Raw genomic sequence first — 2,036 nt, 5'->3', positions numbered from 1 at the left:
AATAGCCCTTCGGGCAATAAAAAAGAGCAATCCATCACGTCCTTGAAAGAACGTGTTTCCTTGCTCCGTTCCAAAAATTCGTCAGTCCAGTTGGACAACAAGTGGATGACCAAGACCAAGCGAAATTTGCATAGCTATTATTTGATTGAATTGACTTCTCGATGTGGGCACGCTAGAATTGAATTATCAAGAATTGCAGTGAAGCAATTAGTAGAAATTATTTTGGACATTTAGAAAGCTAGTGTTAAATGCAAACTAGCCAATGATTAATTTTGAATTACACTTGTGGAGCATTTTGAATTGAACGGTTAGTCGCGATATTGACTTCGAGCGGAAGGTGAAAACTTTCTATTCAAGGTGGTACCGCGGAATAAATTCGTCCCTGATTTCTTTATTGAAATCGGGGATTTTTTTGTTCAATTCGCAAATTTTAGGAGGATGAACATGAATATTATTGAAGAACTAGAATGGCGTGGTGCTGTTAATCAGACCACGGACATTGATGATTTACGTAAGTTAACTGACGAAAAGAAGATTGGTCTTTACTGTGGGGTTGACCCTACCGGGGACAGTTTACACATTGGTCATCTGATTCCATTTATGATGTTGAAACGATTCCAACTGCAAGGTCACCATCCAGTCATTTTAATTGGTGGTGGTACAGGCGCCATTGGAGATCCTTCTGGTAAAAATTCAGAACGGGTCCTGCAAACGATGGATCAAATCCAACACAACAAGGAAGCTTTGTCTGGTCAAATGGAAAAATTATTTGGGACAGAAAATTTCACCATTGTTGATAATTATGATTGGTTGTCTGAATTCAGTTTGTTAGACTTCCTTCGTGACTACGGAAAATTGTTTAACGTTAACACGATGCTTAATAAAGAAGTCGTTTCCAGTCGTCTAGAAGTCGGCATTTCATTTACCGAATTTACTTATCAAATTTTACAATCTGTTGATTTCTTACATTTGTTCCAATTTGAAGATGTTCAACTCCAAGTTGGTGGGGCAGATCAATGGGGAAATATCACAGCCGGAATTGATTTGATTCATAAGATTGAGGGACCAGACGCACGGGCACATGCTTTAACCATTCCGCTAATGCTTAAGGCCGATGGTACCAAATTTGGTAAAACTGCTGGTGGAGCTATTTGGCTTGACCCTGAAAAAACGACACCTTATGAATTTTATCAATTCTGGATTAACCAAGATGATCGTGATGTGATTAAATATATCAAATACTTCACGTTTATCGATGAAGCTGAGATTAAAGAGTTAGAAGATAAAGTCGCTACTCAACCAGAGAAACGAGAAGCACAACGCCGATTGGCAGAGGCAGTGACTGAATTTGTTCATGGCAAACAAGCCGTGATTGAAGCGCAACATATTACTGCAGCTCTATTCTCCGGTGAAGTGGCTGATTTAACCACTGCTGAAATTGAACAAGGATTTAAAAATATGCCATCGATGGATGTCAGTGCTGAGAAACAAAATATCATTTTATGGTTGGTGGATGAGACAGGAATTGAAAAATCTCGTCGCCAAGCTCGAGAAGATGTTGAAAATGGTGCTATTCGAATCAATGGTGAAAAGGTTGTTGATGTGGATGCAGAAATTGATCCCAATGCAGCCTTTGATGGCAAGTTTGTCATTGTGCGACGTGGTAAGAAGAAGTACTTCTTAGCCAATGTAAAATAATAATCTACTATATATACTGTGTAAGCAAGATTTCTACGTTGAGTGGGAATCTTGCTTTTTATATCGGCATCGATTTGTGAACCAAGCAAATGACACGCTAGGCGCGAATGAAATTAAAAAATAAATGTTGGCAAAGTGGTTGACGCTCATAGGTTTGGAGTGTATAGTTATTAATCGTTGTCAGAGAGATAAACAAAGAAATCAACGTGAATTTCACAAGAATAAATATTAATTCTTGGTTGACAATGAATTGCGAATCAGGTAATATATATAACGTTGCTGCTAACGAAGTTTAGCAATGACCAAGTAGATCTTTGAAAACTGAATAAAGTTTCGAC

2 protein-coding genes are annotated in these 2,036 nt (G+C 38.2%); both read left to right on the top strand.

Going from position 1 to position 2,036, the window contains the following annotated elements:
* Nucleotides 1-234, top strand: a 234-nt coding sequence (locus FFM59_RS10240) for a hypothetical protein (protein WP_225420349.1), incomplete at its 5' end; no start/stop codon positions are given.
* A 210-nt stretch (nt 235-444) separates the two neighbouring features.
* Nucleotides 445-1,698 carry a tyrosine--tRNA ligase gene (tyrS, locus tag FFM59_RS09885; RefSeq protein WP_137602851.1) on the top strand — a complete coding sequence of 418 codons (1,254 nt, stop codon included), beginning with the start codon at nt 445-447 and terminating at the stop codon, nt 1,696-1,698.
* Nucleotides 1,699-2,036: the final 338 nt, after the last annotated feature.

The organism is Paucilactobacillus nenjiangensis (assembly GCF_005405445.1).
GTDB classification, from domain to species: domain Bacteria; phylum Bacillota; class Bacilli; order Lactobacillales; family Lactobacillaceae; genus Paucilactobacillus; species Paucilactobacillus nenjiangensis.
The sequence above is the reverse complement of the archived record's forward strand: the minus strand, read 5'-3'. Positions and strand labels throughout refer to the sequence as shown.